The sequence below is a fragment of the Nonomuraea sp. NPDC005650 genome (assembly GCF_040605375.1).
Taxonomy (GTDB): domain Bacteria; phylum Actinomycetota; class Actinomycetes; order Streptosporangiales; family Streptosporangiaceae; genus Nonomuraea.
In genome coordinates this window covers 363486-384738 of record NZ_JBEXCR010000002.1, presented here as the reverse complement: position 1 = coordinate 384738, position 21253 = coordinate 363486, and the positions used below count along the sequence as shown (strand labels likewise).

Genomic DNA, 21253 nt, shown 5'->3' with positions numbered 1-21253 from the left:
GCCTTACGTCGTGGCAGTTTTCGATGACCTCGTCGGGCAGGACCAGGCGGTGGCCGTGCTGTCGCGGGCCGCGGCGGCGGCCGGGGAGGTCGTCAGGGGCGGGCGCGGCACGGGCATGACGCACGCGTGGCTGTTCACCGGGCCGCCGGGATCGGGCCGGGAGGACGCCGCCCGCGCCTTCGCCGCCGCGCTGCTCTGTCCCGACGGCGGGTGCGGCCACTGCGACCAGTGCCACCAGGTGTTCATCGGCTCCCACCCCGACCTGGAGTCCGTACGTCCCCAGGGCCTGTCCTACAGCGTCAAGCAGACCCGGGAGCTCATCCTGCGGGCGGCCGGGGCGCCGACGCAGGGGCGGTGGCGGGTCATCCTGTTCGAGGACGCCGACCGGGCCACGGAGTCCGCGGCCAACGCCCTGCTCAAGGCCATCGAGGAGCCGCCGCCGCGTACGGTCTGGCTGTTGTGCGCGCCCGCCCCCGACGACCTCATGATCACCATCAGGTCGCGCTGCCGGGTGGTCAACCTGACCACCCCCGCCACGGAGGCCGTCGCCCACGTGCTGGCCACGCGCGACAGTGTGCCGCTGGACGTGGCCAGGTTCGCCGCCAGGGCCGCCCAGGGGCACATTGGCAGGGCGCGGGCGCTGGCGCTCGACGAGGGCGTCAAGCGGCGTCGTGAGGCCGTGCTGGGCATCCCGCGCTCGCTGACCGGGGTGGGGGAGTGCGTCTCGGCCGCCGAGCGGCTGGTCAAGACGGCGGAGGAGGAGGCCGCCGCGGCCACGGCCGCCCTCAACGAGAACGAGACCGCCGAGCTGCGCAAGCTCTACGGCGAGGGGTCCACGGGCAAGGGGCTCAACCGCGGGCTGGTACGCGGCGGGGCCGGGGCGCTGAAGGAGCTGGAGGACCGGCAGAAGTCCCGGGCCACGCGGATCAAGCGCGACTCGCTGGACGCGGCGCTGCTGGAGCTGGTGTCGTACTACCGGGACGTGCTGGCCATGCAGTTCGGGGCCCAGGTCGAGCTGGCCAACGACGACCTCCGCTTCGACCTCGACCAGCTGGCCAAGGTGGCCACGCCCGAGGAGACGCTGCGGCGGATCGACGCGATCATGCAGTGCAGGGAGCGGCTGGCGGCCAACGTCAACCCGCAGATGGCCGTCGAGGCGATGATGCTGTCGCTGCGCTCCTGACCTGTGATCAACGGGCGTTCGCGACTTCGCCGGCGACGAGTCGCTGGTCGTACCGGCTGGAGTGCGGCGAGCCGCAGGCCGGCGCGGCTGCCAGGACGCCATGACCTGCCCGGCGGCGAGGTCTGCGCGCCGCGTCGGTGAATCCGCCGGGTGACGCGAGCAGCAGATGGGGCTGACGGGCGTCTCTGATACGTGGAAGTCGAACTACTCACCCAACAAGAGGCCCGGGCCCGACAGCGAATAGACCTGGCGTCGATCTTCGCCGAGCACCACGTGGGCCTCGTCCGGCTTGCCCTGATCATGGTCGGCGATCAGGCGACCGCGGAAGACGTCGTACAGGAGGCGTTCGCCCGTACCCACGCCGGGCGCGGCCGGTTGCGCGACGCCGACAAAGCGCTGGCCTATGTCCGTTCGGCGGTGCTCAACGGGTGCCGGTCGGTGCTGCGCAGGCGGGCGACCGTGTTCCGGCGGGCGGTGCCGTACGAGCCGCCCGTCTGGTCGGCGGAGAGCGCCGCGCTGCTGGGCGAGGAGCGGCGCGGGGTGCTGCTCGCCCTGCGTGAGCTGCCGCGCAGGCAGCGGGAGGCGCTCACGCTGCGCTACTACTTCGACCTGTCCGACCAGGAGATCGCCGACACCATGGGGGTCGGCGCCAGCACGGTCAGATCCACGATCGCGCGGGGGCTGGCCGCCCTCGGCCGGGCCCTTGAGGAGGATTCATGAACAGCGCGATGGAAGACAGGCTGCGCGAGGCCCTCGCTGAAGCGGGGGCGACGGTCGACGCCAGCACGATCAGGCCGCTGAGGGCGCCGGAGCGGCGGCGGTTCAGGATGGATTTCCGGCTGGTGGCGGTGGCGGCGGTCGTGGTGCTGGCGGGGGCGGCCACGACTGTGGGGCTCCTGAGCAGTCCGGGCGGTGAGGACCGCGCGGTGGCGGCCGATCCAGGGTCCGGCGAGCGGGAGATGATCGTCTTCCTGTGCGGGCGGTCGCCGGAACCGGAGCAGACGGGGTGCAAGGGCGCTGCCACCAGGGAGGAGGCGCAGGAGATCGCTGCGGCGGCGCGGCAGGCGCCGGGGGTCAGAGAGGTGATCTTCGAGGATCAGGCCTCGGCGTACCAGGACTTCCAGCGCGATTTCGCGCACAACAAGACACTGCTGGCCGCTGTCGGTGCCGAGGACCTTCCCGCTTCGTTCCGGTTGACCCTCGCCAAGGGCGCCGACCCGCTCCGCGTGCAGCAGGCGCTGCGGGGGGTGCCCGGGATCCTGACCGTTCACGAAGTGATGGCCGATGAGGAGATTCCGGTTCGCAAATGGGATGTGAGTGTCTTTCTCTGCTCCCCCGCGTCGGCCATGCCGTCGTGCGGCGCCGAGCGTAAGCCCGACAGCAGGGGCAGCTTCACCGTCACGAAGGACGGGAAGGGCGTCACGCCCGCACAGACGAAGGCCATCCAGAAGCTGATCTCCTCGATGCCCGGCGTCAAGGAGGTGTTCTTCGAGGATCGGGAGGCGGCTTACGAGAACTTCCGCCGCTCGTACAAGGACAACAAGACGTTGATCGACGCCACGAAGGTCAGCGACATGCCGCAATCGTTCAGAGCCGTGCTGCTGCCTGACGCCGACTGGAGCAGGATCGTCAGCAGGTTGAGGCGGGAACCAGGCGTGAGTCAGGCCTTCTACCAGGGATGCATGCTCGACAGCAGCCGGCTGGCGGCCCGCTACGGGTTGATTCTGCCGGAGAGCAAGGTGTGCCCGGTGGACAAGCGATCCGGCGAACATCCGGACCCCGGCCCCTCTCCCTCAGCGGGCTGACACACGTAATGTGGCAGGGAAGGTCGTACGACCCCTAGGCGTCAGGAGGCGAGCTCGAGCCCATGGGAATGATCATGGCCGTGAGCTTCACCCGTTATGGGAGGCTCTACTACCTCGATCCCGGCGAGCACAGCCCCAAGGTGGGCGACAAGGTGCTCGTGCCGACCGACTCGGGTCCCGAGGTGGCGGAGTGCGTCTGGGCGCCGCAGTACACGAGCGAGGACCTCGACGGGCTGCCCGTGTGCGCGGGTCCGGCGGGTGAGGAGCACCTGGCCCGCGACGAGACCAACAAGCGCCGCAGGGCCGAGGCCCGCAGCGTGTCGAAACGGCTGATCAAGCGGCACACCCTGCCGATGAAGGTGGTCGGGATCGACTACCTCGACCAGGACAACGTCTACACGGTCTACTTCTCGGCGCCGCACCGGGTCGACTTCCGCGCCCTCGTCCGCGACCTGGCCCGCAACCTGCGGGCCAGGGTCGAGCTGCGGCAGATCGGACCGAGGGACGAGGCGCGGCTGCAGGGCGGAATCGGGCCCTGCGGCCGCGACCTGTGCTGCGCCACGTTCCTGAAGGACTTCGAGCCGGTATCCGTACGCATGGCCAAGGATCAGGACCTCCCGGTCAATCCGCTGCGGATCGCGGGGGCGTGCGGGCGGCTCATGTGCTGCCTGAAGTACGAGCACCCGCTGTACCAGGAGTTCCGCGCCTCGGCCCCGCGAGCGGGGGCGAACGTGGAGACTCCCCAGGGGCCTGGTGTCGTGGTCGGCCACAACGTCCCGTCGGACTCCGTGGTGGTGCGCCTCAACGACGGAGGGCGGCGCTGCGCCTGCTCGAAGGCCAGCGTGTGCGCGCCGCGCAAGGCGTACGACTCGACGTACGGGGATTCGGGCGAGGCGTAATCGAGGGGAGCGAGGACCCCTCGGGCTCCTGTAGACTCTTCCAAGTCGCAGAGCACGCCGCCTTAGCTCAGTCGGCCAGAGCACTTCACTCGTAATGAAGGGGTCTGGGGTTCGAATCCCCAAGGCGGCTCCAGATCAGAAGCCCCCCGTGTGATCATGGGGGGCTTCTGGGTGTCTAAGCCTTCCGATCTCATGTCTTGAAGATCCGATCCATGGCCACCGCGCCCTCCTGGAGTACGGGCGGATCTGCTTGCGGTAGACCAGTTCGGTTACCGCCGTGCTGCGCTTCCACCGGCCCGCGAACCGGCGACAACGGCACTGCCCGCCGACCAGGCCAGCCCGTTCACCGCGGCACTCGCCGAACTGGTCGCCCTTCAGGTCAATCAGGTGCACATGCGATTAGCGATCATGAACGCGCTGCCGGGGAACGCTACCCCCGGCTCCCGGAGCGCGGTGAAACAATCTCCGCGTGAGCACTCTCGCTGAACGACTCCGCGCCGGAGCACGCCGCGGCAAAACCTCATCATCCTCGGCGCCGCCATCACGTTCGGCATAGATGACCTCTCCCTCAAGGACATGGACGACCAGCAACTCGGCGTATTCACCGCCGCAATGGCTTTCCTGACTCAGAGGCTTCGAGAGAAGTGATGCTCGGCAGGACGCGCCTGCCTGGGGCGCATCAGATGTGCTGAGCCGATCGGCATTTCTGCGGCTCAGTGGATCTGATGCAGACAGAAGGCGGATGCTCGGACGCGTGACGGCGTCGAGTTGGAGGGCATCAGGTTGACCGAGCTGTTCTGTCTCGTTCAATCTGAGGCATGGAGCGCCTCTGGCCTGCGGTGCCTCAAGCTCGATGAGACGGTCCGCAAGGAGTGCGTCTCACCGAACATGAGGCATCTCCTCGTTTCTCGGCGTGGTCAGTCTGATCTTCATAGGGCGAGGGAATCGAGTTGATTGTCCGGATTGAACGCTGGTAGAAATTGGCGATGCTGACTGGAAAGCTTGTCCGCCTACGCGCCGTCGAACCCACGGATTTCGAGAGCATATGGCGCTGGAGCCATGACCCCGAGGTGGTGCGCTGGATGAGCAGCGGCTACCCCGAGTCGTTCATGCAGGCACAGGAGCGGCTGACAGCGGCACCGCGCAACAGCTACGAGAATTGCCGGTTTATCATCGAGTCGCTCCACGATCAGCGCGCTGTCGGGTTCGTTCGGCTCAGGGATGCGAAGCCGGAGGTCGGAAATGCTGGGCTGGATATCCAACTCGGCGAGAAGGATGTCTGGGGTCGTGGCTACGCCACTGAGGCGATGCGCCTGATGTGCAGGTACGGCTTCAACGAAATGCGCCTGCACCGGATCACCCTGGACTTCGCGGCAGACAACACTGCGGCGCGCCGGGTTTACGAGAAGGTGGGCTTCGTCGAGGAGGGCCGCGTTCGCGAGTGCTTCCGCCGTGATGGCAAGTGGCACGACCTGATCCTTATGGGCCTCCTCGAAGGCGAACTCCGCGATCATGACTCAGATGAGTGAGACAAACGGCGGGACGCCTCATGATCGATGGGACCGGCCTCAAGTCAGGTGAGACAGGACACGAGCTGAGGCATCAGTTCGGTCGCTCCCTTCGCATCAGTTTTGCTGAGCCGGATCAGTTCGGCTGGGCCGAGACAACAGCCCGCGCCACCGCGCCGATAATTGGGCTTTGATAACTTGCGGGAACGCCTCCCTTTCCGCAAGATCGCGGACCCTGCCCGGCCAGAGCTCTGACCAGCCCTATTAGCCCTTTCTGGCGTACTTGGGCTGGCCCCGACATGGGCTGATACTCACCCTGAACCGGATGTTGCGCGGGTGAGCGACCTGCTTCCGCTACGGGGTTGTCAAGGCGGTCGTCCAGCACCGCGCCGTCCGGGGGCCGGCCCTCGACACTACGGCCGCCGCCGGTGAAGATCAGAAGAGTTCGGTTTGCCGTTCTACGGGAGGAAGAAGTGAGCGAGTACCCCCAGGATCGCCTGTACGCCGGTGAGCTGCACATGTGGGGCAACGGGGAGTGGTTCAAGCGCAACAGGAAGCTGGACACGCCTGGCGACCGGGTGAGGGTCGGCTTCACCACCTTCGTCATAGGCCAGATCCCCGACAGAGGGCTGCGGGTGCAGTTGCCTGAGGTAGGTAGCTACGTCGAGTTGGGTGACTACTTCGGTCGGGTCAGTTGGAGTCTGGAGGAGGATGCTGATTCTGACGAGGAGTGGGAGGACGGGGATACTGCTCCTGGCGAGGGTTGGAGCGATTTCTGCGCACCAGTCGAGGCGAAAGTCGTCGCCGTCAACACCGAACTCGCCAACACTCCGGAGCTACTCATCAGGGACCCCTACGGCGAGGGCTGGCTGTTTGAGATGGAGATCCATGACCACAAGCCCAAGTCCGATTTCAATTGGGACGCGGACGGTTACGCCGAGTTCATCGCCCAGGACAGCGACTAGACCGGCAATCGCCGGGGTGCCCACCTACGTGAGCTTCTAGGGGTCCCGCAGGATCCAACGGATATGCCCCTCACCTGTGCTTATCCAGCGTTCTCAGGCTGGTGGGCCAGACCCGAGCCCTGCCTGTCAATGCCACCCTCAGGGCTGTGCGGCTTGGCGTTGGTGGCCGGGCCGCCGTCCCCGCTGTAGCCGTCCATGTCCGTCCCCGCGGAGGTGGAGATGACCAGGGTGCTGGCCGAAAGTTCAGCCGTCGTCCGGAGCTTAAAGACCGATCAGCGGCGCGGCGACGCGGGCTGTTGCGGCGGCGAGTGCGCTGCGTCGCTGGTTGTCCATGGCATCGAAGAAGTAGCGCTCCTCGCCGAGCGCGATGGCGAACTGCGTTCCCCGGCGGCGCGTTCGTGATCGCTAATCGTATGTGTAACTGGTTGGCCTGAAGGGCGATCAGCTCGGCGAGTGCCGCGGTGAACGGGCCGGCGGGAAGAGCGTGCCCCAGTCCTCGGGAAAGACCAGAGGCCTGCGCATGAGCGGCTTCTCGGGGATCCACAGCCACATGGCCTGAGCATCGAGGACGGCCCGTACTTCGTAAGAGAGGCGTTTACGCCATTCATCCTGACGGCAACCGGGACACTCTCGCAGGCGCACGGCTTGGCAGGCATTCGCGGCGCGCCATTGGCGCATGGACCGAATGCTTGTCAAGACGCTGAAGGTATTGCTGAATCGCCCTGCTATGGCCGCCTCGCGTTCTATTGTCGCGCTCCAATGCGCACGTTTGGATCTGAAGGGCGATCTTCTGGGGCGCATCTCCAAGCGGGGGTTTCGAATGTGCCCCAGCGTCGCCGCCTGTCCTGCCCCGGTGCTCTCGGGGCGGGCGGCTCATCGGCCTGTGCCGTCCTCCAAAAAAGGAGTCGTGATCATGACCGCATTGACCTACACCGTCTTCACCGACCCGGCGTCCGTGGAGGCGTCAGCGGCCGGACGGAGGTCCAAATCCACAGGGACGGTGTACCTGGTCATCACCAACACCGCAAGGAGGACGGATTGGTCCAGGATCGAGGTGAGGGTGCCCGTCGGCGACGGCGTTGGCGACCTCACCCCGAAACTCCCGGAGATGAAGGGCAAGTACACCGACAACCGGTGGGGGACCCAGGCGACAACCCAGGAGGTGAAGGTCGACCCGCAGCGGGACACCAACGTCTTTGACGTCACCCCCAAGAGCGGGGGCGTAGCTTCTTTCAAACCCGGCGACTACCTGGTGCTGACGATGGAGAACGTCGCCATCGCCGCCACCGCCGGGCCGGCCGTGCTGACGGTGAGAGAGAAGACCGAAGACGATGACGGGGAGCACACCCGCTACACGTCGGTGGCGCTGGTCAAGACCGCTCCGAAGGAGATTCCGGCGCCGCGTGACTTCCACCCGGACAAGGGCATGGTGGGTGCCGGCGAAAACCTCACGCTGAGCTGGGAGGGGTCCCCCGAATTCGACTACAAGATCCTGTTCCCCGGCGGGCAGAAGGACATTTCCTCGGACAGTCGTACCTGGACCCCGCCCGACGCGCCGAAGCGGGCCACCACCTATACGCTCGTCGCCACCGACCCCGTCACCCAGAAGCAGCACTTCCTCACCACCACCGTCCAAGTGCGCTTCCCCGTCCTGGAAACGCTCACCGCCATCACCGGGATTGACACGCCCTGGGTCCAGGGGGCGGCGGACGGAAAGAAGGGGCGAGTCACCTTCACCGGTACAGGGGTGGAGATCTCGGACAACTCCGGCGGGCGGGGGACCGTGACGGCCGACAGGGCCGATCTCAACGGTGTGAACACCGGGTGGGTGCAGGGGAGGAGCGCCGACGACGGAAAGATCACCTTCCCCAAGGACGGGCTCGACGTCCGCAACGGAAGCGGGGCATGGGGAACCGTGCACGCCGACAAGGCCGACCTCAACGGCATCAACACCGAATGGGTGCAGGGGAGAAGCGCCGATGACGGCTGGATCAGCTTCCCCAAGACGGGGCTGAACGTGCGCAAGGGCGCTGGGCAAGCTTGGGGATCCGTGTTCGCCGACAAGGCCGATCTCAACGGTGTGAACACCGAATGGGTGCAAGGGAGAAGCGCCGACGACGGATGGATCACCTTCCCCGTGGAAGGGCTCAAAGTCCATCGGAAGGACGACAGCCACCTGACACATCTGGACGTTGGTTACGCGACCCACGACATCGTGAAAACCAGAATCGTGCGGGGACTGAATGACGATGACGGATGGATCAGCTTCCGCGCGGAGGGGCTGAACATCCGCCGGGGACGTGGCACGGAACGGGGAACTCTGTTCGCCGCCAACACTGAACTAAAGGAATGAGCCCCAACGGGGTCCACTCATAGGCATCAAGGAGTGGCGGCGCTGTGCGCCGCCACCCGGCCATGGGCCTGGGCCCACCAGGCATGCGGCCTGGGAAGGATCGAGTCGGCAAAGCCGCGCTGAGCCGCATCTTTGTGCCAAGCGCTCGAAGATCTTGTCCACCCGACTGGGTGACGAAGTGGGTGACAACGAAGGCGTTCGATCATGGACGTTCACGGACTCTGACGGACGGCACAAGGCAGGTCACCTCCTCGGCGGGGGAGGATGAGGAAGTCCTTGATTTGCTCGTAATGAAGGGGTCTGGGGTTCGAATCCCCAAGGCGGCTCCAGCTCAGAAGCCCCTCGTGTGATCACGGGGGGTTTCTGGGTGTCTGAGGATCCCATAGCACGGTGGTGTCGCGAGGTGGGTGGTCGCTTATGGCCACTTGTGGGACAGTGAGTCCGTGGAGCCAGTTGATCAGAAGAGGTCGTGGTTTGACGCCCTGACCGTGCCGCAGCGCGTGATCGTGGTCGCAGTATCAGCGGTGGGCCTCGTGGGCGGGATGGCGCTATTGCTGGTAAATCCTCCCCACGATCTTGGCGCGTTCTTCCTGATCTTTGCTTACGTCATCTCGGCGGTGGCTGTTCTACACAGCATTCCCTGGGTTCGAGCACGCCTTGGGGGCGGGGCTCAGCTCTGGTTGGGGATTGCCTTGACCTTCAAGTCTCTGTCCGGTGAACTCACGACGCCTGCGTTTCAGATCGCAGGACTGATCGTAGGAATTGGCCTATTGACTCACCTCCTCATGCTTGCGGTGATCAGAGACCGGAGACTGAGGCAGGGGCGTCAGCGAACGACGGCACAGGTTCACTGATCGCCGAAGATTCGGTCCATTGTCACTGCGCCCTCCTGCAGGACTGAACGGATCTGCTTCCGGTGGACCAGTTCTGTCACTGCTGTGGCCGACCGAGCGGGAGATCCCGGGTAGACCTTGTCCCAGACGAACGGCCGCGCGGCTACGTTGGCGTGCAGCTGGCCGATCGTTCCCTCGGTCGCAACGACGCGTGCGCCGAACCGCTCCGCCGGTAAGCCGGTGTTGAACCAGCGCCTTCCATAACGCCGTCGTCGAGGGCGCCGGAGAGCTCCCGGAAATCGCCCGTCTCGCGCAGCGCCACAAGCGAGCCTTCCGCGATCGCCTGGCGGACACCACCGCCGAGGCGTTCACGGATGTCAGGCGAGTCGCCATGACGCTCCTGGACGCGGCCTTGACGACGATGACCGCGCCCGAATCCCCAAGGCGGTTCCAGGCCGGGGCCCTCAGTGGGATCACGGGGCATCATGGTGCGATGAGCGTGCGCTATGACGATGTGCTCGGTCCCCTCCGAACGGCATACGACGGTAGTGCCGAGCGGCGAAATGCCGGCGGCAAGGCCCCGTGGAAGCTGGCCGAGCGGGAGGCGTTCCTGGGGCGGCTGAAGGGTCGCGGGCGGTTGCTGGAGATCGGCGCCGGTACGGGTCAGGACAGTGCGTACTTCCAGGAGAACGGTCTGGAGGTCGTGGCCGTCGATCTGTCGCCTGCCATGGTGGCGCTCTGCCGGGAGAAGGGCGTCGAAGCCCATGTCATGGACTTTCTGGGCCTGGATTTCGCGCCCGGTTCGTTCGACGCGGTGTACGCGCTTAACTGTTTGCTGCACGTGCCGAACAGTGACCTTCCGGCGGTCCTGGACACGATCCACCGGCTGATGCGGCCCGGTGGGCTGTTCTTTCTCGGTGTGTACGGCGGGGGGAGCCTGCAGGGGGAAGGGCCCTTCGAAGAGGATGATCATGATCCTCCCCGGTTCTTCTCTTTCCGCAGTGATGAGCAGCTTCAGGAGTACGCGCGCGAGTCCTTCGAGATCGTGGACTTCCACACCGTGGGACCTGATCAGGGGCGGTTTCAGTCGCTGACGTTGCGGCGCTCCGCGTGATCATGGAGCCACTGGGTGAGGATCGTGGTGGCCGTCTCCGGGATCGGGCGGTCGTTGGGGACGATGACGTTCTCGAGACCGGCGGTTTCGAGGAGGTCCTGCTCGGTGGGCATGTCCGCGACGGTATGAGCTGATTGGCCGGCACGGCGGCGGATTCGTTCGCGGATGGTCTCGGCGGGTGCGACCAGACGGACGACGAAGAGGTCGCAGTCGGCGAGTGCGGCGGCGTATCCGTCGCGGGCCGCTCTGGTGTCGACCTGGCCCGCGATCACCAGGAACCGCGCCCCGGCCGCACGGAAGTTGGTCCAGAGCACGGCGAGGTTCTGCTGCCGGAGGCGGTCGTACGACGTCCACTGGGGCGGCGGCGGTCCGAACTGTGAAATGCCGTCGAGGTCCACGAACGCCGCCGTCCGGCCCGATTCGCTGAGCAGTCTCGAGACCACGTGGCCGACGGAGGTCTTGCCGACGCCGCCGGCACCGATGATGAGCAGCGCACGGGACATGGTCCTGAAGAACGTCATTGTCTAAGCTTGCCGTTTTCGTATCGAGGGGAATCTGATGGATGATCAGCGGTTCGCCGAGATCGCGCGGGCGGCCTTCGGGGATGGGCGGCGGCCGGCAGGGGTCGAGCGGCTCAGGGGTGGGAGCAAGAAAGGCGTCTATCGGCTGTTGTTCGACGACGGGCCCGGCGCGATCGTCTACGTCTGGTCCCAGGAGGAGGACTTCTGGCCCGCCACGGCGGACGGTGACCCGGAGGATCCGTTCGGCCATGCTTCCGGGCTGCCGTTCTTCGAGGCGGCCCATGGCCGGTTGAGCGGGCTCGGGGTACGGGTTCCCGAGGTCTACCTCGTGGACCGGGCGGGAGGCGTCGCGGTGGTCGAGGACGTGCGCGGCGGGACGCTGGAGACGTTGCTGCGGGACGACCCGGCGCGGGCGGGCCGGGTGATGGAGCGGCTCGCGGCGAGCCTGGAGGCCATGGGGCGGGAGCGGGTCCCGTGGGTGGGGAAGATCGAGGGGAAGCGGCGGAGCTCCGCGGTCGAGGTCGTGCTGGAGCGGGCGCTGCGCGACCTCGACGAGGCGGCCGTACGGGTCGGGCGGATCGGCGCGGTTCGGGAGGAGTTCGAGAGCGCGCTGCGCGAGATGGCCGCGGGCGTCGAGCCGCGGGCGGATCACGGGCTGATCCACGGGGAGCTCGGGCCCGATCACGTGCTCGTGGACGACGACGATGAGCCCGTGCTGATCGACATCGAGGGCACGATGTTCTTCGACGCCGAATGGGAGCACGTCTTTCTGCGGATCCGGTTCCACGAGCATTACGAGCGGCTGCGGATCGACGGGCTGGACGAGGACAGGATGAGGATGTACGAGCTCGCCCACCATCTGTCGCTCACCGCGGGGCCGCTCCGGCTGCTCGACGGCGATTTCCCGGATCGGGAGTTCATGCTGGGGATCTCGAAGTTCCACAGCGGGGAGGCGCTCGAGTTTCTCGCGAGAATGCGATGAGTTCCGCGGGCCGGAGCAGTCCCAAAGGCATGCGGAAAATCATCTATTCGATGCTGATCTCCCTCGACGGCTACGTGGAGTCCCCCAACGGCGACATCGGCTGGTCCGGACCCGACGACGAGGTCCACGCGTTCATCAACGACATGTCCCGCGAGCTGGGCGGCTCCCTGTACGGCCGGCGCCTCTACGAGAACATGTCCGCCTACTGGCCCACCGCCGACCAGCGACCCGACGCCCCCGCGATCGAGGTCGACTTCGCCAGGACCTGGCGGGCCACGCCCAAGTACGTCTTCTCCAAGACCCTCGACCAGGTCGGCTGGAACAGCACGCTCATCACCGGCGACCTCAAGGAGGAGGTGACCAGGCTCAAGCGGCAGGACGGTGGCGACCTCGACCTGGGCGGGGCCACGCTGGCGGCGAGCGTGCTGCGGCTCGGGCTGGTGGACGAGTTCCGCATCTTCATCCACCCGCTCGTGCTCGGCGCGGGCAAACCGTTCTTCCCCCAGCTCGACGCCTCCATCAGGACCCGGCTGCTGGAAACCCGGGCGTTCCCCTCGGGCATCGTTTACCTTCGCTACGAAGTCACGTAGCCTGACAGGAAACCATTAGGAAGGTTTCCTATCGATAATGCGTGCCCTGCCTGCCTTAGCGGCGCTGCTGCTGATCACCGCCTGTGCCCCGGCTCCGGCCCAGGAGGTCCCGGTCAACGCCGAGGACGTGATGTTCGTGCAGATGATGGTGCCGCACCACCGGCAGGGCATCGAGATCGCCAAGGTGGGGGCGGAGCGTGCCACCACGCCGGAGCTCAAGACGCTGGCCGCGGCCATCGCCGGCACGCAGCAGGGCGAGGTCGAGCGGATGCTGCGCTGGCTGCACTCCTGGGACCAGCCGCTCGCGCCCCCGAACGGCGCGCACGATCACCACGGCGGCATGCCCGAGACCGACGTCAAGCGGATCCAGGCGCTGAGGAAGTCCAAGAACTTCGAGCGCGACCTGATCAACCTGCTCATCGCGCATCAGGACGACGCCGTGCAGATGGCCGCCGCCGAGGTGGCGGGCGGGGCCAACCCGGCCGCCAAGGAATGGGCGGGTCAGGTACGGACCTCGCGCAAGGGGCAGATCGAGATCATGATGAAGCTGCTGAAGCGATGACGAACTCCTGGGGTGCCCGCTCGTAGCCCCAGATCCGAATCGTGAGATGTAGACGCCCGGACAGATAAGTGATTAGATCACTTGATATGTCCGAGGTAACGCGGCCGACGCTGTCCGACGCTCTGACCGAGCGCATGCTGGAGCTCATCCGTACGGGAAAGCACCGGCCCGGCGACAGGCTGCCCTCGACCAGGGAGCTCTCCCAGCGCTTCGCCGTCACCACCCCGACGCTGCGCGAGGCGCTCCGCAGGCTCGAGGCCACCGGGGCCATCGAGATGCGGCACGGCTCCGGCATCTATGTCGGAGCCGACATCGAGCGAGTGGTCCTGCCCAACCCCAACATGCGCGAACTGCACACCGCCCAGCTCCTGGAGCTGCTCGGCGCGCGGATCGTGATCGAGCCGCCGCTGGCCGCGATGGCCGCGCAGAACGCGGGCGCCGAGGAGCTGGCACCGCTCAAGCGGGTGCTCGAAGAGGCGGGCAGGCACCTGCGCGGTCACGACGCCCTCCTGCACGAGGCGAACATGTCCTTCCACCGGGCGACGGCCCGGCTGGCGGGCAACAGCGTGCTGCACGAGGTCGTCGACTCGCTGCTCACCATCCACGGGCCCGAGCAGCGGGAGATCCTGCAGATCTTCGACGACCGGCGCCGCGACTACGACGAGCACCTGGCGATCCTGGAGGCCATCGAAGCACGCGACGCGGCGCAGGCCGAAGAGCGCATGCGGGCCCACCTGGTGGACGTGAAGACGGTTATAGAGCACAGGTTGCAATCCCCCTGATGTAAGACCCCTGATGAAACAAGGAGGCCGGTCCATGTTCCGGTCACGTGTGGTCACGCTCGGCGTGGCGGCGCTCGTCCTGACCGCCTGCGGCGGAAACAGCGCGGAGCCGCAGAAGAAGAGCGAGCTGACCCTGTACAACGACAAGGGCGCCTGGACGAAGTACTTCGACGAGATGGGCGCCCTGTCCAAGCAGAGCATCGGCCTGGGCATGAAGCCGACGGGATACACAGATTCGGCCCAGTACCAGGCGTTCATCAAGGCCTCGTTCCGCACGAACGTCAAGCCTGACCTGTTCACCTGGCAGACCGGGGGGATGCTGGAGGAGATCGTCAAGCAGAAGCAGGTGGCCGACACCACGGACATCTGGCAGCAGGCGATCCAGGCCGGCGACCTGTCGAAGGACCTCGCGCCCTACTACACGATCGACGGCAAGCAGTACTGCGTGCCGATGAACGTCGCGTACTGGGGCATGTTCTTCAACAAAAAGATCTTCGACAAGTACGGCCTCACGGCGCCGAAGACGTGGGACGACCTGATCAAGGTGGCCGACACGCTGAAGAAGAACGGCGTCAAGGCCTTCTACCACACCAGCGTGCTGTTCTCCTTCGTCTGGTTCGAGCAGCTCATGGCCGGCTCCGACCCCGACCTGTACGACCGCCTGGCCACCGGCAAGGCGAAGTACACCGACCCGGGCGTGGTCCAGGTGATGGAGAAGTGGAAGTCGCTCATCGACGCCGGATATTTCATTAATCCGGGTGACAAGACGGACCCGGGCGACGTGCTCAAGAACGGCAAGGCCGCCATGGTCTCCTTCGGCACCTGGTTCAACACCAGCATGACCCAGCGCGCCATGAAGCCCGGCGAGGACTACGACTTCTTCGTCATCCCCAACGTCAACCCCTCCCTCCCCAAGACCTCGATGATCTTCGAGAGCGGCCCGCTCTGCTCGCTGACCAAGGGCGCCGACCCCGCCGCCAACCAGAAGTACCTCAAGTGGTGGACCACGCCCGAGGCGCAGGGGAAGTGGGCGAGCAGCCGGGGTGACGTGAGCGCCAACCCCAAGGTGAGCATCTCGGACAAGGTGCTCAGCACCGTCACCAAGGACGCGGGCAGCGGCCAGTACCGCCTGGTCAACCGCTACTTCGAGGCCACGCCGCCGCCGGTCCTGACGGCCGCGCTGGACGGGTTCGGCAAGTTCGTGACGGAGCCCGGCAGCTACAAGGAGGTCCTGGAGACCATCCAGAAGGCCGCCGACGAGTACTGGAGCACCCATCAGTGAGCACGCGGGCTCCCATACTTGGGCGGTTCGGGTACGGATATGTGGCGCCCGCGGTCCTGCTGGTCGCGGGGCTGCTGTACGCGCCGTTCCTGTGGACGGCCTACCTCAGCTTCACCCGCTACGACGGCCTTGAGCCGGCCCAGTGGATCGGCGTACACAACTTCGGCAAGCTCTTCGACGACCCGGCCCTGCTCACCTCGATCCGCAACACGCTGTTCTGGGTCGTCGGCACCATGGTGCTGCCCGTCGGGCTCGGCCTGCTGGTCGCGGTGCTGTCGTACGACATCAAGGGCGGCGTGTGGTTCCGCGTGCCGTTCCTGCTGCCGTACGCGCTGAGCGGCGCGGGCCTGGCCATGGTGTGGAGCCCGATCCTGTCGCACGACGGCATCGCCAACCAGCTGCTCGGCGTGGACACCGCGTTCCTCCAGGACGCGCCGGTCAACACGCTGGCGATGCTGCTGGTCTGGACGTGGCAGCAGCTTGGCGTCAACATGCTGCTGTTCGTGGTGGGGCTGCAGTCGATCCCGAAGGAGCCGATCGAGGCCGCCAGGCTCGACGGGGCCGGCGGGTGGCGGCTGTTCAGGTTCGTCATCTGGCCGCTCATGAGGCCGCTGACGGCGGTCGTGGTCGGGCTCGCGCTGGTGGCCAGCCTGAAGACGTTCGACATCGTGTGGGTGCTGACGCAGGGCGGGCCGGGGCGCAACTCCGAGACGCTGGCGGTGACCATGTACAAGGAGACGTTCGTGGCCAGCGACTACGGCTACGGCTCGGCCGTGGCGGTGATGCTGACCGTGGTCACCGGGCTGGCGTCCTACCTCTATCTCAAGCGGCAGGTGGCCCAGTGATCCGGCGCGCCGTCCTGATCGTGCTCGGGCTGGTCTGGCTCGGGCCGACGTACCTGCTGCTCGTGAACGCCTCGCGCCCGGCGAGCTCGTACGATCCGGGCCGGGCGTGGGCACCCTCGTCCGACTTCGCGCTGTTCGAGAACTTCGCGCGGGCGCTCGACAGCGCCAACCTGACGCAGAGCCTGGCCAGCACCGCGCTCTACGCCGTCGTCTCGCCCCTGCTCGGCGTGATCATCGGGGCGCTGGCCGGGTACACGATCGTGGTGCTGCGGCTCCGGCACGGGTTCTTCTGGTTCATCCTGATCTTCGGCGGGACGGTCTTCCCCTCGCAGATGCTGCTCGTGCCGCTGTTCGTCGGCTACAGCGACGCCGGCCTGTACGACAGCCGCCTCGGCATGATCCTCGTCTACACGGCGATCAGCGTGCCGCTGGCCGCCTTCGTCCTGCGCAACTTCTACACGGGCGTGGCGTTCTCGATCTTCGAGGCGGCCAGGATGGACGGCGCGTCGACCTGGCGCATCTTCTGGGGCATCTACCTGCCGATCTCGCTCAGCGCGCTGACGGCAGTGTTCATCCTGGAGTTCACCTTCGTCTGGAACGACCTCATCTTCGGTCTGACCCTGTCCCAGACCGAGGACGTGCGGCCGGTGATGACCGCCATCGCCGGGCTCATGAGCGACGTGTACGCCGGCACGCCCGTGCCCGTCGGCCTGGCCGCGGGGCTCGTGGTCTCGCTGCCGACCGTCGTGCTGTTCCTCGCCACCCAGCGCCTCTTCGCCAGGGGCCTGTCTCTAGGGAGTGTTTGATGACGAGCCGGTTGCTCCAGCGGAGCCTGGGCAGTCCCGACTACGACGGGATCAGGCAGGCGCTGCGCGACGACACCTCGACACCGGTGATCAGCGTGCGCGGGCTGGAGGTTCGGGTCGCGGTGCTGCCGCTGTTCACCCATGACGGCCGGCAGGCGGTCAGGGTGTCGAGCACCGAGCCGCTGACCCACGTGCTGGTGGGCGTGGACAGCGCGTCGGGCAGCGACGTGACGCTGCTGGTGCCCGAGGTGGACGCGCCGCGCGCGTTCACGCTGGAGTGCCGCGACGACGCGGGGGTGGTCGGTACCGCGCAGGTCACGGTGACCCCGCAGCGCAAGTGGAGCGTGTTCGTCGTCCACCACTCGCACCTGGACATCGGCTACACCGACCCGCAGGGCACCGTGCTCCGCCACCATCTCGACTATCTGGACGCGGCGCTGCGGCTGGCCGAGGAGACCGCGTCCTGGCCGGACGACGCCAAGTTCCGGTGGTCGGTCGAGTCGTCGATGCCCGCGCTGAAGTGGCTGGCCGCGCGGCCCGCCGACATGGTGGAGTCCTTCGCGGAGAAGGCCCGCCAGGGCGTGATCGAGGTGACCGCGCTGCCGTTCCAGCTGCACACGGAGGCGTGCTCGACCGAGGAGCTGCACCGCCAGCTCCGCTTCACCACGCAACTCGAGCAGAGGTACGGCTTCGCCACCAAGTCGGCGATGCACACCGACGTGCCGGGCGCGGTCGTCGGCCTGGTGGACGCGCTCCACGCGCACGGCGTGCGTTACCTGGCCGCGGCGCACAACTGGGCCGGTCGCTCCGTGCCCTACCTGCACGGCGGCGACAAGCTGACCAGGCCGTTCCGCTGGCGGGCGCCGAGCGGGAACGAGATCATCGTCTGGTTCACCGACACGCCGCACGGCATGGCGTACATGGAGGGCAACACGGTCGGGCTGACCGACTCCTACGAGCTGGCCGACGACCTGCTGCCGCGTTACCTGTCGGCGCTGGCCACGCGGGGGTACCCGTACGGGCCGGGGACGTTCGGCTGGCAGGGGCCGGACGCGCCGAAGGAGCCGTACGAGCTGGACGTGCTGCACCTGCGGGTGCAGGGCGCGCACGCCGACAACGCCGGGCCGTCGATCGTGCCCGCGTCGATCGCGCGCCGGTGGAACGAGGAGTGGGCCTACCCGCGCCTGCGCTCGGCGGTGAACAGCGACTTCTTCGAGCACGTCGAGGAGCGCTACCACGACCGGCTGGCCGTGCACGAGGGCGACTGGACCGACTGGTGGGCCGACGGGCTCGGCTCGGGCGCGCGCCCGCTCGGCTACGTGCGCCGGGCGCAGTCGGCCCTGCGGGTCGCCGAGACGCTGCACACGCTGGCCGGGGTGGACGCGACCGAGCAGGTCGACGCGGCCTACGACAAGGTCGCCCTGTTCAACGAGCACACCTGGGGCGCGGCCAACCCGTGGGAGGACGCCGAGGAGGCGGGCGACTCGGGCGGCCTGCAGTGGACGCGCAAGTCGTCCGGCGCCTACGACGCCCAGGACGATGCGGCGGACCTGCTGCACGCCGCGGTCCGCAGGTTCGGGGCCGCGCTGTCGGAGACGGGCACCGAGGGCGGCGCGCTGGCCTCGTTCGCCGTCTTCAACCCCGGCACGTGGACGCGGACCGACCTGGTCCGCGCCTTCCTGCCGAGGGACGTGGTGGGCGTGGACGTGCCGATCGCGCTGGTGGACTCGCGGACCGGGAAGACGCTCGCGCACCACGAGGAGCTCGTGCATCCGGACGACTGGCCGACGCGGCCCATCGGGCGGCACGTCCACGCGATCATCCCCGACGTGCCCGGCTACAGCTACGCCCGCCTCGACGTCGTGCCCGGCGAGAGCCCGGCCCCCGAGCCGGTCGAGCTGGACCTGAGCGGGGTGATCGAGAACGAGTTCTATCGGGTGGCCTACGACGTGCGCGAGGGCTACGTTGGCTCGATCTTCGACAAGCGGGCCGGCCGCGAGCTGGTCAACCGCGACGCGGCGGCCGGCTTCGGCCAGTACGTCTACGACCAGTACGCCACCGCCCCGCATTTCAACCATCTGTCGGGACACGTCGGAGCGCACGACCGCACGCTCCTCGGCGACCGGGCCATCGGCAAGGGCGCCTCGATCACCAAGGCCCAGCGCACGGCCGTCGGCGAGAAACTGGTCGTGGAGCTGCACGGCAAGGGCGTCGACTGGATCCGCACGACGATCGAGCTGCACCGCGGCGTGCCCAGGATCGACCTGACCTACCAGCTCGCCAAGCAGGGCACCCCGGCCAAGGAGGCCGTCTTCCTGGCCTTCCCGTTCGCGGCCGGGCCGGCCACCGCCTGGGAGCTGACCGGCGGCGTCGGCGGCCCCGGCGTGCCGCGCGTGCCCGGCTCGGCCGAGTACATGCTGCCGATCAGGCACTGGATCGCGTTCGAGGACCCCGAGCTGACCGTCGCCTGGGCCACGCTGGAGGCGCCGCTGGTGCAGCTCGGCACCATCCACATGCCGTACGCGCCGTTCCCGCCGACACTCGACCAGGAGGACGGCACGGTCTACTCCTGGGCGCTCAACAACATCTGGGACACCAACTTCCCCGCCCAGCAGCAGGGCGAGACCACGTTCCGCTACGCCGTGACCTCGGACGTCAGAGCCCAGGGCCGGCGCCTCGGCGCCGCGGTCGCCTCCGGGCTGACCGAGCCGTTCGTCGGCGCGCTCGTCACCGACAGCCCCGACGTCACCGAGACGTACGTGTCCGTCGACCACCCCGACGTGCTCGTCACGTCCCTCGGGCGGGCGGGCGACGAGCGCGTGGTGCGGCTGCAGTCGCTGGCCGCCGAGCCGGTCGAGGTGACGGTCGGCCTGCCGGGCCTGCGCTCGGCCCGCGGGCTCGGCGTGTCGGACGAGGTGGTCGACGAGACGGTCAAGGTTCGGCTGCCCGCCTGCGGGGTGGCCGTGGTTTGGGGGACGTGTTCGTGAAGATCGTTGACATCAGGGCCACGACGGTCGCGGTCCCGCTGGAGGCGCCGCTGCGGCACAGCAACGGCGCCCACTGGGGCCGGTTCGTGCGCACCATCGTCGAGGTCGAGGCCGACAACGGGCTGGTCGGCCTGGGTGAGATGGGAGGCGGGGGCGAGAGCGCGGAGTCGGCGTTCCGTGCGCTGATGCCGTACCTGAAGGACCATGACCCCTTCCAGCTTGAGGCGCTGCGCTTCAAGATCGCCAACCCGACGGCCTCGCTCTACAACAACAGGACGCAGCTCCTCGCGGCCATCGAGTTCGCCTGCGTCGACCTCATCGGGCAGCACCTGGGCGTGCCCGCGTACGACCTGCTCGGCGGGCGGCTGCGCGACGCCGTGCCGTTCGCCTCGTACCTGTTCTTCCGGTACGCGGCCGAGGGGTATGGCGAGATCCGCACGCCCGACCAGCTCGTCGAGCACACCAAGCACCTCAAGGCGGCCCACGGGTTCACCGTGCACAAGCTCAAGGGCGGCGTGTTCCCGCCGGATCACGAGCTGGAGTGCTACCGGGCGCTGGCCGAGGCGTTCCCGGACGACCGGCTCAGGTACGACCCGAACGCCGTGCTGTCGGTAGCCGAGGGGCTGCGCTTCGGCCGGGCCATCGAGGGGCTGAACAACGAGTACCTGGAGGACCCGGTCTGGGGGCTCGAAGGGCTGCGGGCCATCCGCGAGCAGGTCAGGGTGCCGCTGGCGACGAACACCGTCGTCGTCAACTTCGAGCAGCTCGCCTCCAACGTCATGCGCAGAGCCGTCGACGTGGTGCTGCTGGACACGACGTTCTGGGGCGGCATCAGGCCGTGCGTGAAGGCGGCGGGGGTGTGCGAGACGTTCCAGCTCGGGGTGGCCGTGCACTCGTCGGGCGAGCTGGGCATCCAGCTGGCGACCATGCTGCACCTCGGCGCGGTGCTGCCGAACCTCACCTACGCCGCCGACGCGCACTACCACCAGCTCACGGACGACGTGATCGAGGGCGGGAAGCTGGCGTACTCGGACGGCGCCATCCCCGTGCCGTCCGGCCCGGGGCTGGGGGTGCGCCTGGATCCGGAGCGGGTCGCCCGCTATGCGGAGTTCTATCGGGAGATGGGCGGCTATCCGTACGACCGCGACCCCGGGCGGCCCGGCTGGTACGCCACTGTGCCGAACGAACGGTTCGCCGATCCCACCGTGTCCCTTGATCTAGCTCCATAATTGGGCG

At 67.6% G+C, this 21253-nt stretch carries 20 protein-coding genes and 1 tRNA gene; 20 read left to right on the top strand and 1 reads right to left on the bottom strand.

Annotation, left to right across the window (positions count from 1 at the left end; all coding sequences use genetic code 11):
• The first annotated feature begins 10 nt into the window (after positions 1-10).
• The 11 genes from ABZS69_RS04590 to ABZS69_RS04540 all read left to right on the top strand — a co-directional run bounded on the left by ABZS69_RS04590 (position 11) and on the right by ABZS69_RS04540 (position 10660).
• Entirely contained in the window at positions 11-1183 is a 1173-nt protein-coding gene (locus tag ABZS69_RS04590) for a DNA polymerase III subunit delta' (protein ID WP_355366382.1), read from the top strand.
• A 192-nt stretch (positions 1184-1375) separates the two neighbouring features.
• A complete protein-coding gene (locus ABZS69_RS04585) occupies positions 1376-1903 on the top strand; it encodes a SigE family RNA polymerase sigma factor (protein WP_355366380.1) in 528 nt (175 codons plus the stop codon).
• On the top strand, positions 1900-2988 hold the full coding sequence (locus ABZS69_RS04580) for a permease-like cell division protein FtsX (RefSeq protein WP_355366377.1): 1089 nt from the start codon (positions 1900-1902) through the stop codon (positions 2986-2988). Before ABZS69_RS04585 ends, ABZS69_RS04580 begins: the two co-directional genes overlap by 4 nt.
• A gap of 68 nt (positions 2989-3056) precedes the next feature.
• A complete protein-coding gene (gene ricT, locus ABZS69_RS04575) occupies positions 3057-3887 on the top strand; it encodes a regulatory iron-sulfur-containing complex subunit RicT (RefSeq protein ID WP_355366926.1) in 831 nt (276 codons plus the stop codon).
• Positions 3888-3943: 56 nt separating this feature from the next.
• Positions 3944-4020: transfer RNA gene (locus ABZS69_RS04570), tRNA-Thr, on the top strand.
• 853 nt (positions 4021-4873) lie between these two features.
• The gene (locus ABZS69_RS04565; protein ID WP_355366374.1) at positions 4874-5416 is read left to right on the top strand and encodes a GNAT family N-acetyltransferase; all 543 of its coding nucleotides are present in this window, start codon (positions 4874-4876) and stop codon (positions 5414-5416) included.
• 407 nt (positions 5417-5823) lie between these two features.
• The gene (locus ABZS69_RS04560; RefSeq protein WP_355366371.1) at positions 5824-6360 is read left to right on the top strand and encodes a hypothetical protein; all 537 of its coding nucleotides are present in this window, start codon (positions 5824-5826) and stop codon (positions 6358-6360) included.
• A 219-nt stretch (positions 6361-6579) separates the two neighbouring features.
• On the top strand, positions 6580-6762 hold the full coding sequence (locus ABZS69_RS04555; protein WP_355366368.1) for a hypothetical protein: 183 nt from the start codon (positions 6580-6582) through the stop codon (positions 6760-6762).
• Between the two features lie 511 nt (positions 6763-7273).
• Positions 7274-8713, top strand: a complete 1440-nt coding sequence (locus ABZS69_RS04550) for a hypothetical protein (protein ID WP_355366365.1) — start codon at positions 7274-7276, stop codon at positions 8711-8713.
• 443 nt (positions 8714-9156) lie between these two features.
• A complete protein-coding gene (locus tag ABZS69_RS04545; protein ID WP_355366362.1) occupies positions 9157-9567 on the top strand; it encodes a hypothetical protein in 411 nt (136 codons plus the stop codon).
• Positions 9568-10039: 472 nt separating this feature from the next.
• The gene (locus ABZS69_RS04540; protein ID WP_355366359.1) at positions 10040-10660 is read left to right on the top strand and encodes a class I SAM-dependent methyltransferase; all 621 of its coding nucleotides are present in this window, start codon (positions 10040-10042) and stop codon (positions 10658-10660) included.
• Here the strand turns inward: ABZS69_RS04540 and ABZS69_RS04535 are convergent.
• Complete coding sequence (locus ABZS69_RS04535) at positions 10630-11181, bottom strand: AAA family ATPase (RefSeq protein ID WP_355366356.1); 552 nt, start codon at positions 11179-11181, stop codon at positions 10630-10632. The two genes, ABZS69_RS04540 and ABZS69_RS04535, sit on opposite strands and share 31 nt — an antisense overlap.
• Before the next feature lie 37 nt (positions 11182-11218).
• Here ABZS69_RS04535 and ABZS69_RS04530 point away from each other — a divergent pair, with 37 nt between their 5' ends.
• From ABZS69_RS04530 to ABZS69_RS04490, 9 genes are all read left to right on the top strand, one after another.
• Positions 11219-12163, top strand: coding sequence for a phosphotransferase (locus ABZS69_RS04530; protein ID WP_355366353.1), 945 nt, complete (start codon positions 11219-11221; stop codon positions 12161-12163).
• Positions 12160-12753, top strand: a complete 594-nt coding sequence (locus tag ABZS69_RS04525) for a dihydrofolate reductase family protein (RefSeq protein WP_355366350.1) — start codon at positions 12160-12162, stop codon at positions 12751-12753. The genes ABZS69_RS04530 and ABZS69_RS04525 overlap by 4 nt, the downstream gene beginning before the upstream one ends.
• Before the next feature lie 37 nt (positions 12754-12790).
• Complete coding sequence (locus tag ABZS69_RS04520) at positions 12791-13315, top strand: DUF305 domain-containing protein (RefSeq protein WP_355366347.1); 525 nt, start codon at positions 12791-12793, stop codon at positions 13313-13315.
• 86 nt (positions 13316-13401) lie between these two features.
• Positions 13402-14097 carry an FCD domain-containing protein gene (locus ABZS69_RS04515; protein ID WP_355366344.1) on the top strand — a complete coding sequence of 232 codons (696 nt, stop codon included), beginning with the start codon at positions 13402-13404 and terminating at the stop codon, positions 14095-14097.
• A 34-nt stretch (positions 14098-14131) separates the two neighbouring features.
• Positions 14132-15379 carry an ABC transporter substrate-binding protein gene (locus tag ABZS69_RS04510; protein WP_355366341.1) on the top strand — a complete coding sequence of 416 codons (1248 nt, stop codon included), beginning with the start codon at positions 14132-14134 and terminating at the stop codon, positions 15377-15379.
• Positions 15376-16224: a sugar ABC transporter permease gene (locus tag ABZS69_RS04505; RefSeq protein ID WP_355366338.1), complete on the top strand. Its 849-nt coding sequence runs from the start codon at positions 15376-15378 to the stop codon at positions 16222-16224. Before ABZS69_RS04510 ends, ABZS69_RS04505 begins: the two co-directional genes overlap by 4 nt.
• Positions 16221-17030 carry a carbohydrate ABC transporter permease gene (locus ABZS69_RS04500; RefSeq protein ID WP_355366335.1) on the top strand — a complete coding sequence of 270 codons (810 nt, stop codon included), beginning with the start codon at positions 16221-16223 and terminating at the stop codon, positions 17028-17030. The genes ABZS69_RS04505 and ABZS69_RS04500 overlap by 4 nt, the downstream gene beginning before the upstream one ends.
• Positions 17030-20017, top strand: coding sequence for a glycoside hydrolase family 38 C-terminal domain-containing protein (locus ABZS69_RS04495; RefSeq protein ID WP_355366332.1), 2988 nt, complete (start codon positions 17030-17032; stop codon positions 20015-20017). Before ABZS69_RS04500 ends, ABZS69_RS04495 begins: the two co-directional genes overlap by 1 nt.
• The gene (locus ABZS69_RS04490) at positions 20014-21246 is read left to right on the top strand and encodes an enolase C-terminal domain-like protein (RefSeq protein ID WP_355366330.1); all 1233 of its coding nucleotides are present in this window, start codon (positions 20014-20016) and stop codon (positions 21244-21246) included. Before ABZS69_RS04495 ends, ABZS69_RS04490 begins: the two co-directional genes overlap by 4 nt.
• The last annotated feature ends 7 nt before the right edge of the window (positions 21247-21253 follow it).